At 62.4% G+C, this 20,326-nt stretch carries 22 protein-coding genes; 7 read left to right on the top strand and 15 right to left on the bottom strand.

What is annotated here, in order from left to right; all coding sequences use genetic code 11:
• Positions 1–53: 53 nt before the first annotated feature.
• From GC127_RS13105 to GC127_RS13090, 4 genes are read right to left on the bottom strand one after another with little or no spacing between them, the layout of a single operon-like run.
• Positions 54–1,166, bottom strand: a complete 1,113-nt coding sequence (locus GC127_RS13105; protein WP_151978518.1) for a dimethylsulfoniopropionate demethylase — start codon at positions 1,164–1,166, stop codon at positions 54–56.
• Positions 1,163–1,678 carry a DinB family protein gene (locus GC127_RS13100; RefSeq protein WP_151978516.1) on the bottom strand — a complete coding sequence of 172 codons (516 nt, stop codon included), beginning with the start codon at positions 1,676–1,678 and terminating at the stop codon, positions 1,163–1,165. Before GC127_RS13100 ends, GC127_RS13105 begins: the two co-directional genes overlap by 4 nt.
• Positions 1,678–2,307 carry a DUF1326 domain-containing protein gene (locus tag GC127_RS13095; RefSeq protein ID WP_151978514.1) on the bottom strand — a complete coding sequence of 210 codons (630 nt, stop codon included), beginning with the start codon at positions 2,305–2,307 and terminating at the stop codon, positions 1,678–1,680. Before GC127_RS13095 ends, GC127_RS13100 begins: the two co-directional genes overlap by 1 nt.
• Before the next feature lie 15 nt (positions 2,308–2,322).
• Positions 2,323–3,057, bottom strand: coding sequence for a DUF2182 domain-containing protein (locus GC127_RS13090; protein WP_151979741.1), 735 nt, complete (start codon positions 3,055–3,057; stop codon positions 2,323–2,325).
• An 85-nt stretch (positions 3,058–3,142) separates the two neighbouring features.
• On the opposite strand from GC127_RS13090, the gene GC127_RS13085 reads away from it, so the two are divergent.
• Positions 3,143–3,871, top strand: coding sequence for a FadR/GntR family transcriptional regulator (locus GC127_RS13085; RefSeq protein WP_008279849.1), 729 nt, complete (start codon positions 3,143–3,145; stop codon positions 3,869–3,871).
• Between the two features lie 4 nt (positions 3,872–3,875).
• On the opposite strand, the gene GC127_RS13080 is transcribed toward GC127_RS13085, so the two are convergent.
• From GC127_RS13080 to GC127_RS13040, 10 genes are all read right to left on the bottom strand, one after another.
• Complete coding sequence (locus GC127_RS13080) at positions 3,876–5,237, bottom strand: sigma-54 dependent transcriptional regulator (RefSeq protein ID WP_008279848.1); 1,362 nt, start codon at positions 5,235–5,237, stop codon at positions 3,876–3,878.
• On the bottom strand, positions 5,234–5,371 hold the full coding sequence (locus tag GC127_RS22840) for a hypothetical protein (RefSeq protein WP_008279847.1): 138 nt from the start codon (positions 5,369–5,371) through the stop codon (positions 5,234–5,236). The genes GC127_RS13080 and GC127_RS22840 overlap by 4 nt, the downstream gene beginning before the upstream one ends.
• A 4-nt stretch (positions 5,372–5,375) precedes the next feature.
• Positions 5,376–6,686 (bottom strand): c-type cytochrome, encoded by a 1,311-nt coding sequence (locus GC127_RS13075; protein WP_151978512.1) that lies wholly within the window; start codon positions 6,684–6,686, stop codon positions 5,376–5,378.
• Positions 6,687–6,688: 2 nt separating this feature from the next.
• Positions 6,689–7,900 (bottom strand): formate dehydrogenase subunit gamma, encoded by a 1,212-nt coding sequence (locus GC127_RS13070; protein ID WP_008279845.1) that lies wholly within the window; start codon positions 7,898–7,900, stop codon positions 6,689–6,691.
• 131 nt (positions 7,901–8,031) lie between these two features.
• The gene (gene fdh3B, locus GC127_RS13065; RefSeq protein ID WP_008279844.1) at positions 8,032–8,628 is read right to left on the bottom strand and encodes a formate dehydrogenase FDH3 subunit beta; all 597 of its coding nucleotides are present in this window, start codon (positions 8,626–8,628) and stop codon (positions 8,032–8,034) included.
• Between the two features lie 12 nt (positions 8,629–8,640).
• A complete protein-coding gene (locus GC127_RS13060; protein ID WP_008279843.1) occupies positions 8,641–11,526 on the bottom strand; it encodes a formate dehydrogenase subunit alpha in 2,886 nt (961 codons plus the stop codon).
• A gap of 99 nt (positions 11,527–11,625) precedes the next feature.
• The gene (locus GC127_RS13055; protein ID WP_008279842.1) at positions 11,626–11,817 is read right to left on the bottom strand and encodes a ubiquinol-cytochrome c reductase iron-sulfur subunit N-terminal domain-containing protein; all 192 of its coding nucleotides are present in this window, start codon (positions 11,815–11,817) and stop codon (positions 11,626–11,628) included.
• A 54-nt stretch (positions 11,818–11,871) separates the two neighbouring features.
• Positions 11,872–12,492, bottom strand: coding sequence for a molecular chaperone (locus GC127_RS13050; protein WP_008279841.1), 621 nt, complete (start codon positions 12,490–12,492; stop codon positions 11,872–11,874).
• Positions 12,489–13,121 (bottom strand): DUF3306 domain-containing protein, encoded by a 633-nt coding sequence (locus tag GC127_RS13045; RefSeq protein ID WP_151978510.1) that lies wholly within the window; start codon positions 13,119–13,121, stop codon positions 12,489–12,491. The genes GC127_RS13050 and GC127_RS13045 overlap by 4 nt, the downstream gene beginning before the upstream one ends.
• Positions 13,118–13,723, bottom strand: coding sequence for a DUF3305 domain-containing protein (locus GC127_RS13040; RefSeq protein WP_008279839.1), 606 nt, complete (start codon positions 13,721–13,723; stop codon positions 13,118–13,120). Before GC127_RS13040 ends, GC127_RS13045 begins: the two co-directional genes overlap by 4 nt.
• Positions 13,724–14,071: 348 nt before the next feature.
• Between GC127_RS13040 and GC127_RS13035 the strand changes: the two genes are divergently transcribed.
• Entirely contained in the window at positions 14,072–16,027 is a 1,956-nt protein-coding gene (locus GC127_RS13035) for a 4Fe-4S binding protein (RefSeq protein ID WP_008279838.1), read from the top strand.
• Here the strand turns inward: GC127_RS13035 and GC127_RS13030 are convergent.
• The gene (locus GC127_RS13030) at positions 16,021–16,755 is read right to left on the bottom strand and encodes a hypothetical protein (RefSeq protein WP_368074228.1); all 735 of its coding nucleotides are present in this window, start codon (positions 16,753–16,755) and stop codon (positions 16,021–16,023) included. The genes GC127_RS13035 and GC127_RS13030 overlap by 7 nt on opposite strands.
• 108 nt (positions 16,756–16,863) lie before the next feature.
• Here GC127_RS13030 and GC127_RS13025 point away from each other — a divergent pair, with 108 nt between their 5' ends.
• From GC127_RS13025 to GC127_RS13005, 5 genes are all read left to right on the top strand, one after another.
• Positions 16,864–17,058 (top strand): DUF6494 family protein, encoded by a 195-nt coding sequence (locus tag GC127_RS13025; protein WP_008279836.1) that lies wholly within the window; start codon positions 16,864–16,866, stop codon positions 17,056–17,058.
• Position 17,059: 1 nt separating this feature from the next.
• The gene (gene apbC / locus GC127_RS13020; protein ID WP_151978506.1) at positions 17,060–18,124 is read left to right on the top strand and encodes an iron-sulfur cluster carrier protein ApbC; all 1,065 of its coding nucleotides are present in this window, start codon (positions 17,060–17,062) and stop codon (positions 18,122–18,124) included.
• Positions 18,121–18,828: a biotin/lipoate--protein ligase family protein gene (locus GC127_RS13015; RefSeq protein ID WP_151978504.1), complete on the top strand. Its 708-nt coding sequence runs from the start codon at positions 18,121–18,123 to the stop codon at positions 18,826–18,828. The genes apbC and GC127_RS13015 overlap by 4 nt, the downstream gene beginning before the upstream one ends.
• Positions 18,825–19,364: a DUF6505 family protein gene (locus GC127_RS13010; protein WP_151978502.1), complete on the top strand. Its 540-nt coding sequence runs from the start codon at positions 18,825–18,827 to the stop codon at positions 19,362–19,364. The genes GC127_RS13015 and GC127_RS13010 overlap by 4 nt, the downstream gene beginning before the upstream one ends.
• A gap of 247 nt (positions 19,365–19,611) precedes the next feature.
• Positions 19,612–20,259 (top strand): glutathione S-transferase family protein, encoded by a 648-nt coding sequence (locus tag GC127_RS13005; protein ID WP_008279832.1) that lies wholly within the window; start codon positions 19,612–19,614, stop codon positions 20,257–20,259.
• The last annotated feature ends 67 nt before the right edge of the window (positions 20,260–20,326 follow it).

Below are 20,326 nucleotides of genomic sequence, written 5' to 3'. Positions count from 1 at the left end.
CTCGGGGGCGACGCCCGGAACGGGCGGCGGGGGCAGCGCCCCCATGCCCCCTCTCAGGCCCAGAACCCCGCCTGCACAGAGGCGCGGCGTTCCCCATCAGGCGTCACCACTCGCAACTCCGTGCCCGCCTCCCAATGGGTCATCCGCACCATGCCGATGGCCACGCTGGTGGCGAAATCCGGCGACCACGTGGCCGAACTCACCCGGCCCACACGCGCCCCCTTCTCTGACAGGACCGGCCACCACTCGCGGCAGGGCGGCACCGCCGCCCCCTCGATAGCAATGGCGCGGATCTGCTGCACCGGCCCTTCCTTGGCCACGCGGAGCAGCGCATCCCGCCCGATACACCCAATCGCCGTATGGGTGTTGCAAAACTTGCCCAGCCCGCATTCATGTGGCGTGTTGTCATCGGTCATGTCATTGCCATAGCTCAGCAATCCGCCCTCGATCCGCTCGATCAGGTTGGGGCAGCCGGCGTGCACATCCATGCCCTTGCCCGCCTCCATCAGCGCATTCCAGAGCGGCATGCCAATATCGCCGCCTTCGACATAGATTTCAAACCCGCCCTGCTTGGAATAGCCCGAGCGCGCGATCACCATATCCCGGCCTTGAAAATCAAAATGCCCAAAGCGGAAGAACCGCACATCGCGCACCGCGTCGCCAAACACCGCCGCCATCAGATCATCGGCGCGCGGGCCTTGAATGGCCAGCGGGCTCACGTCCGGCTCATCCACCAGCACATCCAGCCGCCAGCCCTGCGCGATCCCCTTGACCCAATAGAGCAGGTCACTATCGGCAATCGAAATCCACCAACGGTCCTCGGCCAGCTTGACCGCCACCGGATCGTTGAGCATGCCGCCGGTCTCATCCACGATGGGCACATAGAAACACTGCCCCGGCGTCATGCCGCGCAAATCGCGCGGGGTCAGCATCTGCATCAGGCGGCCCGCATCCGGCCCCCGCAATTCCACCTGCCGTTCGCAGGCCACGTCCCAGACCTGCACCGCCTCTTTGAGGTGGCGATAATCCTCTTCGATCGAGCGAAAGACCGTGGGCAACAGCATATGGTTATAGACCGTATAGGCCTTGACCCCCGCCGCCTCGACCCCTTGGGAAAAGGGCGTGCGGCGCAACCGGCGCGACGGGGACAGAAGCGGAGCGTTCATTGGGCCTCCTCAGGCATGAAAACAAGATCGGTAATCGGCGCGGACAGGCCCGCGCGCGTCAGCATCGCATGCACCTGCCCCCGGTGGTGGGTTTGGTGGTTGAAAAAATGGGTGACGCAGGTGGCCACCGGTCGGGTGATCTCGCCGCCCACGGACCCTGAGTAAAACGTCAGGTTGCCGGTAAGGTCGATACTGTGCACCCGCCCCGCCCACGCCTTGATCCGCCCATCGGTGGTGAACCGTTCCGCACTCCATGCGGCCCCTGTCGGGGTCAGCGTTGTGCTCTGCTCAAAGCGGGTCTCGGGCGGTGCGGCGGTGGCATCAAACCGGCTAAGCCACATCTGATCCGCCCAGAGAATATGGTTGAGCGTGCCGAGGATCGAGCCAAAGAAGGCCCCGTGATCCTCGGTCAGCACCTTGCGGCTCACCCCGTCTATCGCACGCATCACCTGCGCGTTTTGCCACGCATTATAGCGCGCCATCAGGCGCACATGATCCGCCGCCAGCAGCATCAGCGCGGGCCTTTCCAATCAATCTGGCAGATTTCCGCACTGCGCCCGTCAAAATCCCACACCCGGCCAAAGGCGCGCACGCGCCCCTTGGTGGCGGTGGCAACGGTGATATCGGGCCCCATCCAGTATTCGGTGTTGGTGACAACAATATCCTCGCCCTTGTGGCCCGGCACCGGCACCACTTCGCCTTGGATCATCTTGCCCACCATCAGGCGGCGCGCATTGCCTTCGGTCTCGAAAATGACCGGCGCGCGTTCGGCCCCGATAAACTCGCTGACCAGCACCCCAAAGAGGCCGGTCGTGCCGCGCGCCTTGCCGCTGAAGATATTGACCAAAGCGTCATAAGCGGCCTCGCTTGCACGCTCGTCGATAAAGGCCGCGGCCTTCCAGTTGCCGCGTGCCATCAGACCGGGAATTTCCAGCATAAGACCGACGTTGAGCCCGCTCAGGTCCTCATCGCCATAATGGCCCTCGTCGATGCGCACGCCCGACCACGCCTGACAATATCCCTCGGTGGGCGCATGCTTGCCCAAAGAGACCACGCAGGGGCAGAATACCGTGCAGTTGCAGTTGAGGATCAACTCCCCCTTGATCGCCCAGGGCACTGTGCCCAAAGTATCCAGAGCCATTTTTGGCCTCCTCTCTTAGATTGACGTGAACAGAACCCAAACCGACGCGGCGATCAGCACCGCGCCCAAGGGCCGGGTCAGATAGCGCCCAACTTGGGGCAGTTTTTCCAGAACCATGATCACCGTCGCGAGGCCCATGAAGGCGAGGTTCATGACCCCCCCGACAAAGGCCAGCGCCATCAGCGCCCAGCAACATCCAAGGCACACCAACCCCAGCCGCACGCCGTTGCGCAGCGCACCTTCATCCCAATGCTGCATGAAGAACGACAGCGGGCGGCGGCATTTCGACAGGCAGGCCTCCTTGACCGGGCTGAACTGATAGGCCCCGGCCACGGCCAGCAAAACCGCCGACAAGACGCCAGAGCGGCTATCGCCAAACGCCGTCAGCAATCCGGCCTGAAACAGCGCCATTTGCGCCCCTGCCGCGATCACCGAAAACCCAAGCCAAACGCCCAGATACCCCACCACCAGCGTGCCGAACTGTGTCTCGCCGGTATGGCTCAGCTCTTCATAAGTCGCAAAGGCAGGCAGTGCTGTGGGGGCCATCATTGCCGCCGACATCAGCGCCCACATCAGGATGATGCGGCCAAATCCGGCGGCATCGGGCGTGACAATGCACAGGCTTTGCAAGAAATCAGCGCCGTAAATCACCGCCCCATCGCGCAAATCTGCGGGCAACGCCATCGCATAAAGCAGCGCCCAGGCCCCCAGAATAAGCGCGAACAGCACCAGCCAGTGCCCCCCACCCATTCGCCTGACCTGTGCTGCAATCATCGCCTCATCCCCACGACTCACCTCTTGCGTTTAAATTGTCAGACATTTAAATGTATGACAAATGAAAATTGATCCGGATAACAAAGCCGACCTTTCGGCCCAGATAGCCGAGGCGATCCGCGATGCGATCGTCTCTGGTCAACTCATCGTTGATGAACGCCTGCCCTCCGAGGCAGAGCTTGCCGATCACTTCGCCGTGTCGCGCCCCACCGTGCGCGAGGCGCTGAAACGGCTGGCCGCGCAATCGCTCATTCGCACCCAGCGCGGGGCCTTTGGCGGCGCCTTCGTCAACCGCCTCAGCTATCCCGAGGCCTATGGCCAGCAGATCACCACCGCCACGCTGCTCCTCAGCATGAACAGTATCAGCTTTGATACCGCCTGCGAGGCGCGCTATGCTTTGGAACGCGCCTGCACGCCCTTGGCGGCCCAGCGCCGCACGCCCGACACGCTCGCCACCATGCGCGCCGAGATTCACCGGCAGGGACAGCCGGGGCTGACCGATGAAAGCTTTTGCGCCTCTGACGTGGCGTTTCACCGCGCGCTTGTGGACAGTGCGGGCAACCCGGTGCTCAGCTATCAACTCGCCGGCGCGGTCGAGGCGATGCAGCCCCTGATGAATATGATCACCTTTACCGCCCGCTCGCGCGAGGCCATCGTGGGCCTTCACACCCGCATCGCCGATGCGCTGGCCTGTTCAGACGCCGAGGCCGCGCAAACCGCCCTGACCGAGCTAGAGGCCTATACGCTGACCCTTGGCCGCGATGTCATGGCCGCGCGCGCGCCAAAATAGCCCCTCAGACACCCCAAGCCGCGCATTTGCGGTCAATCGTCTTGCGCGCTACGCCCAAACGGCGCGCCGCCTCGGCCCGGTTGCCGCCGCAAGCATCGAGCACCGCCATGATGTGACGCTGCTCGACATATTCCAGCGTCTCAAGGGCCTGCTCGCCGCCGCCCCGGCCAGAGCCCGCGAATTCCTCGGGAAAGGCCCCAAGGATCACTGACCGTTCGATCAGATTTCTCAATTCCCGCACATTGCCGGGCCAGTCATAGCGGCTCAGCTTGAGCAGGACATCCGCATCGAGATCAAGCGCGGGCATCCCCAACGCCCCCGAAAATTCGCTCATAAAGAGCGCCGCCAGTTCAACGATATCCTCCTGACGCTCCTTGAGGCTGGGCATTTCCACGTTGACGATATTGATCCGGTGAAACAGATCCGCCCGGAACCGCCCCGCATTCACCGCCGCCTTCAAATCGGCATTGGTGGCAAACAGGAACCGCAGATTAAGCGGGATTTCCCGTTCAGACCCGATGGGTCGAATACGCTTGTCCTCCAGCACGCGCAGCAGCGCCGCCTGCACATGTTCGGGCAATTGCGCCACTTCATCCAGCAAGAGCGTGCCGCCATCCGCATGCAGCAGCAAACCATCCTTGCGCGCGCGGCCATCCTCGACCACGCCAAACAATTCCTCGGCGATCCGATCCGCCGAAATCGCGGCACAATTAACCGCGACAAAGGGCTTCTCCGCCCTGTTCGATAGCCCGTGCAAGGTACGCGCCGCAATCTCTTTGCCGGTCCCGCTTGCCCCGGTGAAAAGAACCGAGGTGGGCGCAGGGGCCAGCTTGCCCAGCATCGCCCGCACGCTTTGAATCGCGGGCGAATGCCCCAGCAGCCGACCGCGCGCCGCCTGCCCGCCCGCCGACAATTCGTGCCGCAACAGGTAATTCTCACGCGCCAGATATTTGCGGTCCAGCGCGCGCGCGACCGAATTCAGGATCTGGTTGGCGCGAAACGGCTTGAGCACGAAATCCGTCACCCCTGCCCGCAGCGCCTTGATCGCCGTATCAAGATCCGCGTAGGCGGTGATCAGGATCGTATCGGCAAATAACCCGACCCGCCGCTGCTCCTCCAGCCAGTCAAGGCCGGTCTTGCCGGGCATGATATTGTCGAGAATGACCAGATCGAAATGCATCTGATCAAGGATCATCGCCCCCTCGGCACAGGTGCGCGCCTGCTCCACGTGACGGCACCGCGCCCCCAGCGTCTTGATAAGGAAATTGCGCATTCCCGGCTCATCGTCGATAATCAATACCGACGCATGCGCAAGGTTCTGGCCATAATCCTCCGCTGTTTCTTCGGGCGCGGGATGCGGCGTCATTCGGCCGCGTCACCCAACCGGACAGCATCACCCGCGCGCTTGGCCTCAGACGTATAGCCCAACTCGTGCAGCACGGTGGGGGCGGCGGCGGAAATCACCGCGCAGGCGATAAAGGCCGCAATCATCGCTTTCATTCTCTCAGTTCCCTTCTGTTGCGGTGGCACGGCGAAGATAGTCAATCATATCCTGCCGGTCCTCAGCCGCTGTGATCCGTTGCATTGGCATCTTGGAGCCGGGGATATAGTGATCCGGTCCAAGGTCGAAGAGCGCGTCAATCGTTGTGTCATTCCAGACGATCCCAGACCCATCGAGGATATCGGAATAGGCATAGCCCGGCACTGTCCCCGCCTGACGCCCAAAAAGACCATAGAGCGTCGGCCCCGCCTTGCGCGAAGGCGGCGGCGTCAGTGCATGGCAGATGGAGCATTTGCGCATGAATTGCCGCTCGCCATTTTCCATCTCCTCAGGCGCGCGCAAAAAGCTGTGATCCGTCTCGCCCGCCGGATCATACGCGCCCAGCATCTCGACCGGCCAGCCATAGACGACCTCGCTCAGCCCACCCGCATAGATCATACGCCCGTCGGGCGAAAAATCCAACGCCCAGACCGGACCGCGCGCCATGGCCTGAAAATCACGGGCGATCTGCCAGGCATTCGTGTCGATCACCATGATATAGCCCTGCCCATCCCCCGCCGCCAATTGCGCTGTCGCGGCGTGATAGGCCATCGACAGCACCGGGCGACGCTCCAGCGTGAAATCCGCGATCTGCTGACCGCTTGCCGGGTCGATCACCCGCGTGGCCCCATCAACCGCGCCATAGGCCAGCCACGCATCCTGAGGCCCCAACACGATCTTGTTGATCCCAAACCCCTGATTCAGCACTTCGCGCGGCGGGGCATCCACCTCTTGCCAGCGCCATTCCTGCAATGACCCATCCGCAGACGAGGAATACAAAAGCGACCCATCGCTGCTGAATGCCACATCGCTGACCGCCGCATCATGCCCCGTCAGAAAGCGCGCAGCCCCCCCCGCCACCGGCCAAATCCCGATCAAGCCGTCCCAACTCGCCGAGGCAATCCACGCTCCATCCGGCGACACATCGAGCGCCGCAACCTTGCCTTTGTGGCCAACGTGCCGGGTGCCTTCGCCGGTTTCCCTATCCCAGACGATCAGCGTAAAGTCATCGCCCCCCGACACAAGCCGCCCGTCCTCCAGTGCCGCAACCGCAACCACCGCCGCCGCGTGACCTTCGAACCAGCGCGGGGTGCGTCCCTCCCAGAGGCCCACGGAATTGTCGAAACTAACCGACACGACCTCGCCACTCTCAGGCAGCACGCTCAGCCCCATGACCGGCCCGCCATGCCCTTTGAGCGTGGTGAACTCTTGCGCTGCCAGAGGGCTTGCCCCCGCCAGCGCCCACAGCCAGAGACCAAAGGCACGCGCCCCCATGGTTATTCCGCAGGATGCGCGGCCTTGCCGGGATCAGGCGCATGGCCCTTTTCCTGCAACTCCTTAAGCCACAGGCCATGATGCTCGCGCGCCCATTGCTCTTCGACCTCGCCCGACCCCATGGCGTCAAACGCGCCCTCCATGCCGACCGACCCAATGTAGATATGGGCCAGAATGATCGCGGTCAGAACAAAGGCCATGATCGAATGCCAGAGCGTCGCCAGTTGCATTTCCTCATGCGGTGCCAGCATCACCGGCAATTCGCCAAAGCCGACCGCTTGTGGCAATCCGGTCTGGTTGAGCATGACAAAGGTCTTGGCAAACATCGGCATCTCGAACGGAAAGAGCAGTGACAGGCCCGTGGCCGAAATCGACGCGCCGAACACGATCACCGCCCAAAAGATCATCTTTTGCCCGGCGTTGAATTTCTTGGCGGGCGGATGCACACCCTTGCTGAAAATCCCGCCGCCCACGGCCAGCCATTTCAGGTCCGTCCGGTTGGGAATATTGTGCAGAACCCACATAAAGAACACCATCACCAGACCCAGCATAAAGGCCCAGGAGATGTTGTTATGCACCCATTTTGACGCCACCGCGATGGTCGCGAACGCCTCATGCCCCAACAGCGGGATCACCACCGTTCGGCCAAACAGAACCACCAGACCGGTGATCGCCAGCACCACGAAAGAGCCCGCCATCAACCAATGGCCAAAGCGTTCGACCGCCTGAAAGCGGGTAACCGTGCGGCCCGTCTTGGCCCCGTCGATCCGGATTTTGCCCCGGACAAGATAGAAAAGCGCCAAAAGGACCAGCGTACCCCCCAGCAGATAGGCGCCATAGGTGGCCAGCGGCCCCTTGCGGAATTCAAGCCAGGTCATGCCGCCGTCCTGAATGAGAACGCGCGCTTCGGGTCCGCCTGCGGACACCTTCACATCATCCAACCCATAGCGCAGCGCACGCCACACTTCGGCATCTGATGCCCCGCCCAAGGTGCCTAACTGCCCCGCCATACCGGCCGCGTCATCCGCGTTGCCTGTGGCGTTGCGGCGGAAACTGTCGTCAATCTGCTCGCCGCGCTGCCGGGCCAGAATATCGTCTAGCGTCTGTGCCCCGCCTGTGGCGGACCGGTCAGGCCCAGTGGCCGTTGGCGTGTCCTGCGCCATGGCAGGCAGTGCGAGCAGAAAACACAAAGCCAAGCTGAGAATTGCGCGCATGATGTCCTCGATCCAAGTCTTGATGTTACGATTTCTTCAAAAGAAATCGAACCGGAAACCTTTAAGGTTTCCGATTGCTTTCGCACCAATGCCGGAGGTCTCGGTGACCTCCGGCATTGGCATCAGCGCCTTCAGCCGCCGCTTTGCTGGCCGTAGGCAGAACCCCAGCCCCAAGCGCCCGAGCCGAAACCACGGGCCACAACGCGTTCGCGGTAAATGGCCGACACGACGTCGCCATCCCCCGCCAAGAGCGCCTTGGTCGAGCACATCTCGGCGCAGATGGGCAATTTGCCCTCGGCGATCCGGTTGCGCCCATACTTCTGGAACTCAGCCTCGGAGTGGTTCTCTTCCGGGCCACCGGCGCAGAAGGTGCACTTGTCCATCTTGCCCCGGCTGCCGAAATTGCCCGCCTGCGGGAATTGCGGCGCACCGAACGGGCACGCATAGAAACAATAGCCGCAGCCGATGCACAGATCCTTGGAGTGCAACACGATGCCCTCCTCGTTCTGATAGAAGCAATCCACCGGGCAGACCGCCATACAGGGCGCATCCGAACAGTGCATACAAGCCACCGAGATCGAGCGTTCGCCGGGGCTGCCGTCGTTGATCGTCACCACCTTGCGGCGGTTGATCCCCCACGGCACCTCGTGCTCGTTCTTACAGGCCGTGACACAGGCGTTGCATTCGATGCAGCGCTCGGCGTCGCAGAGAAACTTTGCTCTTGCCATTCTCTTTCCTCCTTACGCTGGCATGATTTTGCAGAGAGTCGCCTTGGTCTCCTGCATCTGCGTGACCGAGTCATAGCCATAGGTCTGAGCCGTGTTCGTGCTCTCGCCCAAGACATAGGGATCGGCACCGGCGGGGTAATTCCCCCTCAGGTCCTTGCCCTCGAAATGGCCTCCAAAGTGGAACGGCATAAAGACAACGCCTTCCGCCACCCGCTCTGTCACCATTGCCATGACCTTGACCTTGGCGCCTTCAGCCCCTTCAACCCAGACCTGTGCGCCGTCCCGCACGCCGATGTTATTGGCATCGCGCGGGTTGATCTCGACGAACATATCCTGCTGAAGCTCGGCCAGCCACGGGTTTGACCGTGTCTCGTCGCCGCCGCCCTCATATTCGACCAGACGGCCAGAGGTGAGGATGATCGGATACTCTTGCGAGAAATCCTTTTGCTGGATCGAGGCATACATGGTCGGCAAACGCCAAGCCTTGCGGTCCTCATAGGTCGGATAATCCGCCACCAGATCACGACGGTTGGTGTAGAGCGGTTCACGATGCAACGGCACCGGGTCGGGGAAGGTCCACACGACCGCCCGCGCCTTGGCATTGCCGAAGGGCGCGCATTCGTGCTTGATCGCCACCCGCTGGATACCGCCCGACAGGTCGGTCTTCCAGTTGGCCGTAGGTCCGCCCACTGCGTCGATTGCGGCGCGCTCGTCTGCGGTCAGATCGCCGTCCCAGCCCAGATCCATCAGCATCTGCATGGTGAATTCCGGATACCCATCCTGAATCTCAGACCCTGCCGAATAGACACCCTCGGCCAAGAGGTTGTCGCCATCCCGTTCTACGCCAAACCGGGCACGGAAGGTCAAGCCACCTTTGGAAACCGGTATCGACATATCATAGAGATTGGCTGTGCCGGGATGGTTCATCTCGGCCGTTCCCCAGCAGGGCCAGGGCAGGCCGTAGTAATCGCCATCGGCCGGGCCGCCCTTGGCGCGCAACGTGGTGCGGTCAAAGGTGTGCTGGTTGGCCATATGCAGCTTAAGCCGCTCTGGGCTCTGGCCGGTATAGCCGATCGTCCACATACCCTTGTTGAACTCGCGGGTGATGTCTTCGACGTTGGGCTCTCCGGCTTCGTCAATCGCGATGTTGCGGAACATCCGGTCATGGAAACCAAACTTTTGGGCGAACAGCGCGAGGATTTCGTGGTCAACCTTGGACTCAAACAGCGGGTCCATGATCTTGTCACGCCACTGCAACGACCGGTTCGAGGCGGTGACAGAGCCGCGCGTCTCGAATTGCGTGGTAGCCGGCAGCAGATACACGCCATCGGTACGGTCGTTCATGACAGCAGAGACTGTCGGGAACGGATCGACCACAACCAGCATGTCCAGCTTTTCCATCGCGGTTTTCATTTCCTTACCGCGTGTCTGGCTGTTGGGCGCATGACCCCAGAGAACCATGGCCCGGACATTGTTGGGCTGATCCATATTCTCCTTGTCTTCGAGAACACCGTCGATCCACCGCGACACGGTGATGCCGCTGAGGTTCATCATCTTGGTGTCCGCATAGGTGGCATCCGAGAACCGGCTCTTGAGCCAATCCATATCCTCGCCCCAGACACGCGCCCAATGCGCCCAAGATCCTTCTGCCAGGCCGTAATAGCCGGGCAGCGTGTCGGCCAGAACACCAAGGTCCGTGGCTCCCTGCACGTTGTCATGTCCGCGGAAGATGTTGGTGCCGCCACCGGCCACACCCATGTTGCCCAGCGCCAGCTGCAGGATGCAGTATGCGCGGGTGTTGTTGTTGCCGTTGGTGTGCTGCGTGCCACCCATACACCAGATGACAGTACCGGGGCGGCTATTGGCCAGCGTCCGCGCCACGCGGCGCAGCTGCTCGCCCGGCACGCCAGTGACGCGCTCGGTTTCTTCGGGGGTCCACTTGTTCACCTCGTCCTTGATCTGGTCCATGCCCCAGACGCGGGTGCGGATGAATTCCTTGTCTTCCCAGCCATTCTCAAAGATGTGCCACAGGATACCCCAGACCAGCGCCACGTCCGAACCGGGACGGAAACGCACATATTCATCAGCATGCGCCGCTGTGCGGGTAAAGCGCGGGTCGCAGACGATGAGCGGCGCGTTGTTTTCTTCCTTGGCCTTGAGCACGTGCAACAGGCTGACAGGATGCGCCTCGGCGGGGTTGCCACCGATGATGAAAATCGCCTTGGAATTGTGGATGTCGTTGTAGCTGTTGGTCATGGCGCCGTAGCCCCATGTATTCGCAACGCCCGCAACGGTGGTCGAGTGACAGATCCGCGCCTGATGGTCGACGTTGTTCGTGCCCCAATAGGCGGCGAATTTGCGGAAGAGATAGGCCTGTTCGTTATTGTGCTTGGCAGAGCCCAGCCAATAGACGGAATCCGGGCCGCTTTCTTCGCGGATCTTCATCATGCCGTCGCCGATCTCGTTGATCGCCTGCTCCCAGCTGATGCGCTTCCACTCTCCACCCTCTTTCTTCATCGGGTATTTCAGGCGGCGCTCGCCATGGGCATGCTCGCGCACGGCGGCACCCTTGGCGCAATGCGCGCCCAGATTGAACGGGCTATCCCAGCCGGGTTCCTGCCCCGTCCAGACACCATTTTGCACCTCGGCCACAACCGTGCAACCGACCGAGCAATGGGTGCAAACCGATTTGACCGTCTGCACCGCCGCCGTCGCAGCGCTCTGCGCATTGGCGCGGGTCACGGTGCCCCCCATGGCACCGATTGCGGCAAGGCCACCGATGGCCAAACCGCTGCCACGCAGGAATGCGCGGCGGTCCACCGATGTTCCGGCGACCTCTGACAGGATACTGGTCCGCTGGGGGCGGCGTGCAACCCCGTTGGTCTTTTTCCTCAACATGTTTCTCTCTCCTCCCTGGGCCCTCTTGGGCTGGGTACTGCGATTGTCCCTGACGCTCTGGCCACTTGACCGCGCACCAGCGTTGACGGGCGTCCGATCCTAGAAGCGGGCGCTCTCGAAATAGGCGCGGGTATGCGCGGTGTCCTGCATCCGATCCGATGTCAGGTCTGGCTCTGCGGCTTGGGCCTCGCCCGTCGTGACCATCGTTGCGACCGCGACAGCGGGCGCGCCGGTGGCGGCCAGTTTCAGGAAATCACGGCGGCTGCTGCCAGCCTCGGTCTTCCGGGTCATGAAGGTCTCCCTCCCCTCGTTGTGACGGATCGCTCCGCCGGTTGCGATACGGGCTTACGCCCCGCTCATTCGAAAGCCCTGCGCCTCGATCTCCATGAACACCCGACCGACCGCGCCGACCGAGGCATAGAGAACCGAACTCTGCGCAGCCTCCAAATCTGTGAAAAAATGCCCGGCCCAAGGGCCGATATGCTTGGCAAAGAACGCCTGTTGATCGGCCAGCGTCGCAGGCTTGCCAAAGCGCCCTCTGATAAGTCCCGCCATCATCTCCATGAGCGAGGCGATATTGTCCTCCGGCTCATAGACATTTTGCGCACGGGTCATGCCGCGCGCGGCCATGTCGCGGCGCAGCCCCGCCAGCGGCTTCTCATTGAGAAAGCCGGTTAGATAATAGCTGGCATAGGGCAGCAATTCGCCCCGTCCCAGCCCGATAAAGAGCGCGTTGAACTCGCGCTCGACCCCGGCAGGCTTGCTCACCCCAGCCACACGCGCCAACGCGCTCACGGCTTGGCCCATTGGCGTTGCATCCCCGTTCAGCGCGGCGGTCTGTGCCAACAGCGCCTCACCCGGCGGGCGGGCCAGAATGGCGGCCAGAAAATCATAAAGATCGGCACGCAGCGCATCCTCTGCGGCGATCTCGGGCTCTTGGGCTTTCAGCGCCTCGGCTTGGCTCATGCGGATACTCCAGCCTGTTCATCAAATTGAAATCGCATCCTGCGGCGCGGCGGCAGGGGGGTGTCATCCTGTGCCGTCACTGTCTCGGCCTCAGCAAATGCACCGCTTGTCTCAGAACCTGCATCCGGGTCGGGCGCGGCCTCGACCTCTGCGACTTCTACCAGTTCGGGCTCATCGGCTAGGGCCACAACCTCAGCCTCTTCTGGCCCTCGGGCCAATGCCTCGGCTTGGCGTGCCATTTCCTGAACATGCGCCAGCATGCCCTTACCCACCTGATAGGTGGTCTTCATACCCGGCACCACCATCGCGGCATCGGTGTAATCGTCGGCATAGTCGTTCAGACCGTCCAGGTTGGCCAGCACCGGATTGCTGACCCATAGCCGCCGCAGCGCCCGCCGCCGAAGCCGCTCTGGCACCGCCTTATCCATAAAGACGCGGAAATCGTCGCCCATTTTCAATGCGTCAGGATCGGGCAGACCCAATTCCTCGCACAGCTCTGCGTCGGTCTTTTCCTCAAGCTCTGCCTCGCGGGCGGCTGCCGCAAGCTGCTCTGCTGCACGCGCCTCGTCTTGCGCCTCAGCTTCAACCCGCGCCTTGCGCCGGGACCAGAAATCAGACGCGCGGCTCAATTCAGCCTCCCCCGGCGCATCCGCTCTGGCGTGGCAAAGACATCGCGCGGCTGCACGATCCGCGCATCCCCGATCCCGTCCTGCGCGCGACCATCGGCCTGCTTGTCACGGCGACGCTTCTGAAACGCCTCTTCCTGATGATGTGCTTCGACAAAATCGCGGACCAACGCAACCAGCCCCTCGGGCATCGGCACCTTTTCCACAATATCATCGCCATTGTCGGCATAATCCTGCGCCTCAAAGGGCGAGGCTGTAACCAGCACAACCTCATAGGGCGCGCGCTCTAGATCAGCATTGGGCCGGTTTCGCATGATTACAAAGACCGACGGCACCCGTGCGGACAGGCCCTGCAAATAGGCCTCGGTCTGGGTGTGATGCAGATCAAGCAGCACGGTCGCGGCGTGGAAATCCACCGCCTCGCCCTCGCGCCGCAACTCGCGCCAATCCGCCTGCGGTGCCCCCGGCAGAACCGACACCGCCCGCCATGCCCACGCCGCCCACCGGGTAACACCCGGCGTGCGCCGCATGACAATGCCCAAGGGCACCATCATCTGTTTCTCAAGCATCTGTGTTTCGTGGCGATAGGTCACGCGGTCGTGCATCCTTTGCTGCGTGGTTCCAGATTGGTTTGGTTTCCGGACCACGCAAAGCCCTTTTTGTGTGCAACCGTCCACATCGAGTCCGATCCGGACATTTTGAACCACCCATCGGCACGTCAGCGGCCTCAAAGGACAGAATGTCCAGTTGGCCCTTTTCAATGCTGCACTGCCGCATGACAAGATATTGAAAACAAACAGAATCAATCGGGTTTAAAACAGCGCCTGAACCGGCCCTCTCCCAAGGCCGAACGATTCGAAAAGCGGTTTACGAGGGCTTCGAATCATGCCTAATCTCTGCGCAAAGTGACCGATCCGGTCCGCTTCCCAGACGTGTCAAACACCGGGGTAAACATGCCTAAACACCTGATTTTATGCGATTGTTCCGCCAGCCAGACGCTCGACCCCGAGGGGCTCTCCAAGGCCACCGGCCTGAGCTGTTCACGCCTACACAGTGCGCTCTGCACCGATGAAATCGAGGCCGCGACCAAGGCCATCACCACCGGCGAGGCAATTATTTGTTGCGCCCAAGAGGCCCGCTTGTTCGAGGATCTGGCAGCCGATCTCGAGGTCGACAGCCCCCCCCTGATCGACCTGCGCGACCGGGCCGGTTGGTCGGATGATCCAGCCTCAAAACTACCCAAAATGGCCGCCCTTCTGGCCGAAGCCAGCCTGCCAACCCCACCACAAAAGACCGTAGATGTCATATCCGAGGGGCTGTGCCTTATCCTTGGTGCCTCGGATGTGGCCCTGCCCGCCGCTGAAAAACTCGCCCCCCTCCTTGGCGTCACCGTGCTCTTGACCGACGAGACGGACCCGCCCGAGAACCGCGATTTCGATGCCATTCGGGGCCGGATCACACAAGCCAGCGGTGCGCTTGGCCAGTTCGAGCTGCGCATCGACGCGCTGCAACAGATCAACCCCGCCGGACGCGGTGCCCTGCGCTGGACCGCACCGCGCGACGGCGGGCAGACGCACTGCGATGTGCTCTTGGACCTGCGCGGCGGCACGCCCCTCTTTCCCGCCCCCCAGAAACGCGAAGGCTATCTGCGCGCTGATCCCGGCAGCCTGCATGCCGTCTCGGATGCGGTGTTTCAGGCCGCCCAGATGATCGGCACCTTTGAAAAGCCGCTTTACGTGGCGCTTGAGCCACTCATCTGCGCCCATTCCCGGGCCGAACAGACCGGATGCAGCAAATGCCTTGATATCTGCCCCACCGGCGCGATCAGCCCGGATGGCGACCACGTCAGCATTGATCCGATGATCTGTGCGGGCTGCGGGGCCTGCGCCGCGCGCTGCCCCTCGGGGGCCATTACCTATGATGCGCCCCCCCCTGACATGACCTTCCGCCGCATTCAGACGCTGGCGCAGGCCTATCGCAAGGCTGGCGGCACCGCTCCGCGCCTGCTTGTCCATGACACCCCCCATGGGGCCGAGATGATCCGCCTTGCCGCCCGCCACGGGCGCGGGCTGCCCGCCGATGTGATCCCGCTAGAGGTTTCGGCGCTTGCAGGCTTTGGCCATGCTGAGATCCTCGCTGCCCTTGCCTCGGGCTTTGCCGAGGTGGCGATCCTGCTCGCCCCCACAACCGAACGCGACGCGCTGGATCAAGAGGTGCCGCTGGCGCAGGCCATGGCCGGCGCAGGCACCGTCCACCTGCTTGACCTCACCGACCCGGACGCGCTCTGCGACGCGCTCTATGGCGCGGCCCCGCCCGCGCCCCTTGCCAGCCCGGTCCTGCCGATGGGCAGCCGCCGTCAGGTCGCGCGCCTTGCCGCCAAATCCCTCAACCCATCGGGTGGCACCCTGCCTTTGCCCACCTCCGCCCCATACGGCGCGGTGCTGGTCAATACCGAGTCCTGTACGCTGTGTCTCTCCTGCGTCTCGCTGTGCCCCTCGGGCGCGCTGATGGACAATGAGGACAAACCGCAATTGCGCTTTCAAGAGGATGCCTGCCTGCAATGCGGCATCTGCGCCACGATCTGCCCGGAAAAGGCCATCACGCTTGAACCGCGCATGAACCTTGACGACACCGCCCTAACCCAAGTGGTGCTGAACGAAGAAGAGCCATTTGCCTGCGTCGAATGCGGCACGCTTTTTGGCTCCAAGGCCACAATCAACCGCATCACCGAGAAACTCGCGGGCAAGCACGCGATGTTCGCCACCTCGGATGCCGCGCGCATGATCCAGATGTGCGAAGGCTGCCGCATCAACGCGCAGTTCAACTCTGCGAACAACCCCTTTGCCATGGGGGATCGTCCGCGCGTCCGCCGCACCGAAGATTACCTGACCAAACGCAAGGATCACTGAACTTGGATCGGCGCGCCCAGATCGGCGGGGGCCAGCCCCGCCACATAGGCGATGATCGCCTCCAACTCATCGAGCGTGACCTCGATGGGCGAAATCGGCGAGGGCAGATGGCTGGCAAAGGGCTGGGTGACACCGGCCACTTGGGTAAAGGCGGGATGCGGCTTCAACGCAAAAAAGCTCTGAAACCGGGCATCCCAATCGGCAAAGGTGCGCAGCACGGAAAACGACGGGGTCGAGCCGATCGCCCCCATCCGGTTCTCGGGCGCCACAACGTGACAGCGCCCGCATTGCAGCAAGGACACCTCCTTGCCAAGGGCGGGATCGCCGTCGAACACCGCCGCCGCCTCGGGCTTTTCCACAACCTGCGGCAGGCCAAAGGGGGCCACACCGGCCACCTCATAGCTTGTCACCGTGCGCTGACCGATCTCGGATGTCAGCCAATCGGCAAACAGGGCCGCCCCCGGATGCGTGCCCGAAACGCCCATGCGCCAGACCGCGCCCGCGCCCTCGAACACCGCGCGGCCCTCTTCTTGACCCAAGATGATCTCGGCCTCGCTTGCCTCTGCCACCACCTCGACCCGCACCCCGGTCTTGAGCGCAAAGCGCGGCACGAGATAGCCCAGCAACCCGGACTCGACCAGAACCACAGGCGCGCTCAGCCGAAAGCGCTTGTCATCGGCCTGCGCCAGATCAGGCAAAAGCCACAGCAGCGCTGCGAGCCACAGCATCGCAATCCGGGACAGTCGCGTGTAAGGGGTCACCAACAGGCACATACCCAAGCCTAGAAAACCGCCTATATCGGCGTCAAGCATTCAGATCAGCAAAGGGAGAGACCAATGAGCGACGATTTCAACATGTCGATGCGCAAATTCCTCAAACAAGTGGGCGTCACCTCGCAACAGGCCATCGAAGACGGCCTGCGCAAAAAGGGCGCGACCGCCGGACAGGAATTCACCGCCAAGGTGGTGCTGACTGTCGATGGGCTCGATATCGAACACACCGTGACCGGCATTATCAAAGGGCAGGACTGACGTGGCATTGACCAGAGAGAGCGTCCTTGAGGCGCTCAAGAAGATCACCGATCCGGTCAGCGGCTCGGACATCGTGGCCGCAGGCGTGATGCGCGCCCTCACCATCGACGGCGGCACCGTGCGCTTCGTGCTGGAAATCGACCCGGCCAAGGCGCAGGCCTATACCCCGGTGCGCGACGCCGCCGAGGCGGCAGTCACGGCACTTGCCGGGGCCGAAAGCGTGTCGGTCGTGCTCACGGGCCATTCGACCAAGGCTCCGCCCGATCTCAAACCGTCCCGCAAGGCAGAGCCGAAAGGCCCCGAAAAAGTTCCCGGCGTCAATCATCTGATCGCCATCGCGAGCGGCAAGGGCGGCGTGGGCAAATCTACCGTTTCCGCCAACCTCGCCTGTGCGCTGGCCGCCGAAGGGCGGCGCGTCGGCCTCTTGGATGCCGATGTTTACGGCCCCAGCCAGCCGCGCATGCTGGGCGTCTCTGGTCGCCCCGCCAGCCCCGATGGCAAGACCATCCTGCCGATGCGCAATCACGGCGTGACGATGATGTCCATCGGCCTCATGACCAACGAAGGTCAGGCTGTGGTCTGGCGCGGCCCGATGCTGATGGGCGCGTTGCAACAGATGCTGATGCAGGTGCAATGGGGCGCTTTGGATGTGCTCTTGGTGGATCTGCCGCCCGGCACCGGCGATGTGCAAATGACACTGGCGCAAAAGGCGCAGGTGGATGGCGCGATCATCGTCTCGACACCGCAGGATGTGGCACTTCTGGATGCCCGCAAAGGGATCGACATGTTCAACCAGCTGCATGTGCCGGTGTTGGGCATGATCGAGAACATGAGCACGCATATCTGCACCAACTGCGGCCATGAAGAGCATGTGTTCGGCCATGGCGGCGTGCGGGCAGAGGCCGAGAAACTGGGCGTGCCGCTCTTGGCGGAAATTCCCCTGCATCTCGACATTCGCGTGGCCTCGGACGGCGGCGCGCCCATCGTGGTCTCGAAACCCGACAGCCCGCAGGCGCAGGCCTTCCGCGAGGTGGCCCGCTACCTCATCACAGAAGGGCTGGCATGACCACGCCCAGCTTTCCACCTTTGATGTCAGGGCGCGCCGTCACCGGCGCGACCCACCCTTTTGATATGGCCTGCACCCTTGCCGCAGAGGGCTGCGATGCAGGCCTCATCGTGCATAACCTCACGGCCAATCACCTGATGGCCGCCATTGTCCTCGCCCCCGAGGTGCCTCTGGCCGACGCAATGCTAATGCTGCCCACCTGCGGCGTCGGCTTTCAGAATGCCTTTGGCGCGCTCGCCCCACCCGAGGTGGCCGTGCATCTCGAATGGTCGGGCGGCCTCCGCCTCAACGGGGCCTCTTGCGGGCGGCTGCGCGTGGCCGCAGGCGGCACCAACCCCGAGGTCGAACCCGACTGGCTGGTGATCGGCCTTGATCTGCCGCTGATGCAAATCGCAGAGCGCCCCGGCGACCAGCCCGACCAGACCTCGCTCTATGACGAAGGCTGCGCCGAACTCGACCCCGTGGAATTGCTAGAGGCTTGGGCGCGCCACAGCCTCGTGTGGATCAACACATGGGAAGACGCAGGCCCCCGCGCGCTCCATGCCGAATGGCGCGGCCTTGCCTGGCGCATGGGCGAAGAGATCACGCAAAACGGCCGCACCGGCACATTTCAGGGCGTGGACGACCGCTTTGGCATGCTCTTGCGCGAGGGCGACACCACCCATCTCATCCCGCTCACCACCCTGTTGGAGACCCAATCATGAAACTCGCCCGCGCCATCCATTTCGACGAAAGCGATCAGCGCGTCTACCACAGCCCCGCGCGCACCGGCGAATGGTGCATCTCGGGCGGGTTCGAGTTTTCCAACTGGTCCGAGGCGGACCTGACCGGCAAATCCCGTCAGGCGTTTTCCAACGGCTGGCTCGGGGTCGAAACCTTTGGCCGCGTGACCTTTGTCGCCGTGACCCAAGTCGAAGAGGTCGAGATTGCCACCCTGACTCAGGCGCTGGCCCAACATTTCGTCGACATCTACGGCGCGCCGGACCTCGCCGCAGCCCTCCCCGTCGCACGCGAGGAAGTGGCACAAATGGCCGACCTCTGCGAAGATCACACCCCCAACACCCTCCTCACCGTGATCCGCGAACTGACCGAGGCGGGCGTGCGCGAAACCTTCAGCGTGATCGAAGCCCAAGACGCTGGCTTAGAACAATTCGCGTTGCACGGCAGCTTGGATGACGACCACGGGCACGATCACGACCATGGGCATGGGCACGGGCATGGGCATGGGCACAATCACTGAGGCACGTTGAGAAAAGGCTGATTGGCTTTTGGGTTTGAGGTCGCGCGGGAACACGGCCCGAGACGTTTCCCCCGACAACAGGCGTGCAAGGGCTCGGGCGGTCCGGCAATAGGGACCGAGGTGAGGGACCAAGCGGACATTTGCCGCCATATACAGCAAGGTCTGCTATGCGGACCTTGCAGCCACTGGACCTCATGCTTTCGATGGCGGCTTTTTGCACGGATACTTGTTATGGTAGGAGGCGTAGATGGAACATTCAGTTATTCTTCGCGGCTATCGCTACAGTGTTTACAACCGCATTGCGCGCGTCGTGCTGCACGAAAAGGGCGTCGCGTACGAAACTGACGAGATTGATCCTTTCGCACCGGATGTCTCGGAAGACTATCTCAAGCGCCATCCTTTTGGTCGGGTGCCTGTTCTGAGCCATGGTGAGTTTGATGTATTCGAAACTTCCGCAATCTCTCGGTACGTAAATGCGGCCTTCGGGGGACCGGAGTTGATGCCAGCCAAAGCTAAGACATTGGCACGCGTCACGCAGGTGGTCTCAATTGTCGATAGTTACGGCTATCGCCCTATGGTCCGACAGGTTTTTGCCCATCGAGTTTTTCGGCCTGCTGCAGGTGAATGGGCAGATGAAGCTGAGATCCGGGCGGGAATCGATGCGTCTCACGTCGTACTAAGTGCACTGAATAGTATCGCAAAAGAGGGGGGCATCTTGGATGGTCAGAGTTTCACCCTTGCAGACTGCCACCTTGCACCGATGATCGCTTACTTTGTTCAAGCACGAGAAGGTGCTAATGCATTGAAGGCTTACTCAAAGCTTGCAGATTGGTGGGCAGCCGTGTCGCAACGGGAAAGTCTCCACGCCACTGAACCCGGCCTTCCAAGCAACTGACGCATTTCGCCCTTTCGGGAAGCGGTCACTCATGCAAGTCGCAGCATTCGGCGCAACGGGCTCGTAC

Source organism: Roseovarius sp. EC-HK134 (genome assembly GCF_902498815.1).
In the GTDB taxonomy this organism is placed as follows: Bacteria; Pseudomonadota; Alphaproteobacteria; order Rhodobacterales; family Rhodobacteraceae; genus Roseovarius; species Roseovarius mucosus_A.
Note: the sequence above shows the minus strand (reverse complement) of the source record. Positions and strands in the feature narration are given on the sequence as shown.